At 71.8% G+C, this 2,786-nt stretch carries 3 protein-coding genes; 2 read left to right on the forward strand and 1 reads right to left on the reverse strand.

Annotated elements, in window-relative coordinates:
- Positions 1–274 precede the first annotated feature (274 nt).
- Both FNH08_RS48320 and FNH08_RS48325 read left to right on the forward strand, forming a co-directional pair.
- A complete protein-coding gene (locus FNH08_RS48320) occupies positions 275–547 on the forward strand; it encodes a hypothetical protein (RefSeq protein ID WP_152778250.1) in 273 nt (90 codons plus the stop codon).
- 28 nt (positions 548–575) lie between these two features.
- Positions 576–1,844 carry an ATP-binding protein gene (locus FNH08_RS48325; protein ID WP_152778251.1) on the forward strand — a complete coding sequence of 423 codons (1,269 nt, stop codon included), beginning with the start codon at positions 576–578 and terminating at the stop codon, positions 1,842–1,844.
- Between the two features lie 17 nt (positions 1,845–1,861).
- Here FNH08_RS48325 and FNH08_RS48330 read toward each other — a convergent pair whose 3' ends face one another.
- Complete coding sequence (locus tag FNH08_RS48330) at positions 1,862–2,395, reverse strand: hypothetical protein (protein ID WP_228034832.1); 534 nt, start codon at positions 2,393–2,395, stop codon at positions 1,862–1,864.
- Positions 2,396–2,786 lie beyond the last annotated feature (391 nt).

The following is a 2,786-nucleotide window of genomic DNA, read 5'->3' on the forward strand; positions in this document are numbered from 1 at the left end:
TCGTCATCCCCCGTCTGCGGGGTTCGGCGGATCACCGACCGCCCGGGGCGGTGTCGGCGTCGTTGCCGGGGAGGGAAGCAGGGGTACTTCCCCCTTCCACGGTACTCCGCGGTACTCCGCGCGGCCCATGACCGTACTCTCCGTGAGCAGGTGCCCGTGGCCCGGCCCGGAGTAGAGTGAACACCGAGAGTCAGTCCCTGGCACCCCGGCTTTCCACGGTGTCCGCGGGCCGCCGGGGCGATGCGTCCGGGGCCCGGCACGAGTGGCGGCGACCATGGCAACACTGCACCAGCGGAAGAACCACCGCGAAGCGATCTTGAAGATCCTGTACGCGGGCATCGAAGGCAACCGCGCCCCTGACGTCTCCGGGGCCGAGCTGCGTGACGATCTGGCGATCCCCGAGCAGGATCTGGCCGCGGCCTGCACCTATCTGGTGGGCGAAGGGCTCGTCACGGTCCGCTGGGCCCATGGCGACACACCCGCGACAGTCATGCTGACGCATCAGGGAATACGGCTCATGGAGGCCGAAGAAGAGGATCGCGGCTGACTCGGCGGCCGAGCACGCGGAGCTGATCATGACAGGTTGGCGGGTCAGGGACTACTCCCGGGACGATCTCGAAGCGGTGCTCCGCGTCGACGCGGAGAGTGTCGCGGCCGAGGAGCCACCCCTCTTCCCGCTCTCGGACGCCGTGGCGGCGCTCCAAGCCCTTGATCCGGCCGTGGTGGCCGTCGCGGACGACGTGGTGGTCGGCGCGGCGGTGAGCAGAGTGGAGGGCGACACAGCGTGGATCCTGCGCCTGTGCATGTCGCCCGACTGGCGGCGGCGTGGGCTGGGCAGCGCCATGATCACCGCACTCGAGCACCGGCTCTTCGGCGACGGGGTCCGCGCGGTGCACGCGGTCCTTCCCGAGGGCGGGACCGGTGCCGCCGCTCTGCACAACTGCGATTTCGGCGCCCGCTCGGGTCTGGTCTTCTTCGAGAAGCACGGAGCGGTGACTCCTCAGGCGATCAGCATGCTCTCCTCGCTCGGAGCGGAACTGCCGCCCCCGGGGCTGTGGCAGAAGGTCGCGGGCATGCAGAGCGAGAAACGGCTCATCGAGCGCCGCCTGGTCCTGCCGTTGGCCCATCCCGGAATGGCCGCCCAACACGGGGTGGAGCTGCCGCGGGCGGTGATGCTGTTCGGTCCGCCCGGGACCGGCAAGAGCACGTTCGCGCACGCGATCGCCGGCCGTCTGGGATGGCCCTTCCTCGAACTGTTCCCCGCACGTCTCGCGGCCGAGTACGGCCTGGCGACCGGACTGACCCGGCGCTTCGACGAGATCACGCGGCTCGACCACGTCCTGGTCTTCATCGACGAGGTCGAGGAGATCGCCGGCGAGCGCGGCGGCGCGGACGCGACCGCGGTCGGCGTCGTCAACGAACTGCTCAAGGCGATCGTCCGGTTCCGTGGCCAGGAAGGGCGGCTGCTCGTCTGCGCCACGAACAACGTGACCACGCTCGACTCGGCCTTCCTGCGGCACGGTCGCTTCGACTACGTACTGCCCATCGGACCTCCCGATCTCGGCGCGAGGACCGCGCTGTGGGAGAGCTATCTGACACGAGCGGGCGCGGAGGCCGAGAGCACGGCGCTCGCGTCCGCCAGTGAGGGGTTCACGCCCGCCGACATCGCCCATGTGGCGCGTACCGTCTCGCAGGCCCAGTTCGAGCGCACCTTCGACACGGGAACCCGGGCCCGCCCGACCACGGACGCCTACCTGGACACGATCCGCGCGACCCGCCCCACGGTCAGCAGCGCCATGGTCCAGGAGTTCACCGACCAGACGCGGAGGTTCGCCCGTATCTGACGCCCCGCCTCGCCCGCTCAGGTCCCCAGGGTCAGAACACGGAACGTGCCGTGCGGGTACGCCCAAGGCGTGTCGCCTTCGGCGTACCGCCACCCCCAGGACCGTAGCGCCTCGACGGTCCGGTGATCGGAGCTGCCCACCAGCGTGACGCCGAGCGCGGCGCCGTGGTCGGTGAGCAGCCGCCGCTGCAGGCGCCGGGCGAGGTTCCAGGCACGGTCCTGGTTCTGTCTGCGCACCCGGGGCGGGACGAGGATCCGGGAGACCACGAAGAGGCGTCCGGAGGCGGCGAGCCGGAGCAGGCTCCCCGGAAGGTGTCCGTCGAGGCCCTCCCACCAGGGCCCGTCGCCGCGTACGGGGAAGCCGTAGGCGCACCCGGTCAGCGCGGTGGACTCCGCGATCAGCAACTCGAATCCCGGTCGGCGTACGTCGGCCACCAGCCGTCGCAGAAAGGCGCCGCGGGCCTGGTTCCACGCCCACGGGCCGCCGCCCGAGGTCTCCGCGTACAGGTCGCCCAGTTCCCCCAGCCGGTCCTCGATCTGGCGTCGGGTCAACTCACGGACCCGTTCGCCCGCGCGTGGCGAGGCGCCTCGCTCCGGCCTCGGCCCCACCGGCCTCCGCGAGCCATGCCATTCCCGGCCGGCGTGTCCCCCGAGGAGATCGGTCGTGGTCGGCGGAACCGGCACGTTCACGGTCATGAGGCAAGCCCTGCCCCGGGCACGGAGACCCGGCCCGGTGTCGTCGGTCGCCGAGGGCGGCGCCGGTGTCGGAGCCGGTGCGCGAGGGGCTCTCGGTCTCTCCACCGTACTCCCGGCCGCGCGTCGGCCGCCGTGGACGGACGGGTGACCGGCAACGGCGGTGACCGGGAACGGCGGGGTGCGTACGGCGGGGTGGGTACGGCGGTTCCGTCCGCTCCCCGCCCGACGGGAGCGGACGGAGTACGGT

Source organism: Streptomyces spongiae (assembly GCF_009377185.1).
Classification (GTDB): Bacteria; Actinomycetota; Actinomycetes; order Streptomycetales; family Streptomycetaceae; genus Streptomyces; species Streptomyces spongiae.

Coding starts and splice junctions, on each gene's coding strand:
- FNH08_RS48320 (WP_152778250.1), top strand. CDS start 275: ATGGCAACACTGCACCAGCGGAAGAACCACCGCGAAGCGATCTTGAAG.
- FNH08_RS48325 (WP_152778251.1), top strand. CDS start 576: ATGACAGGTTGGCGGGTCAGGGACTACTCCCGGGACGATCTCGAAGCG.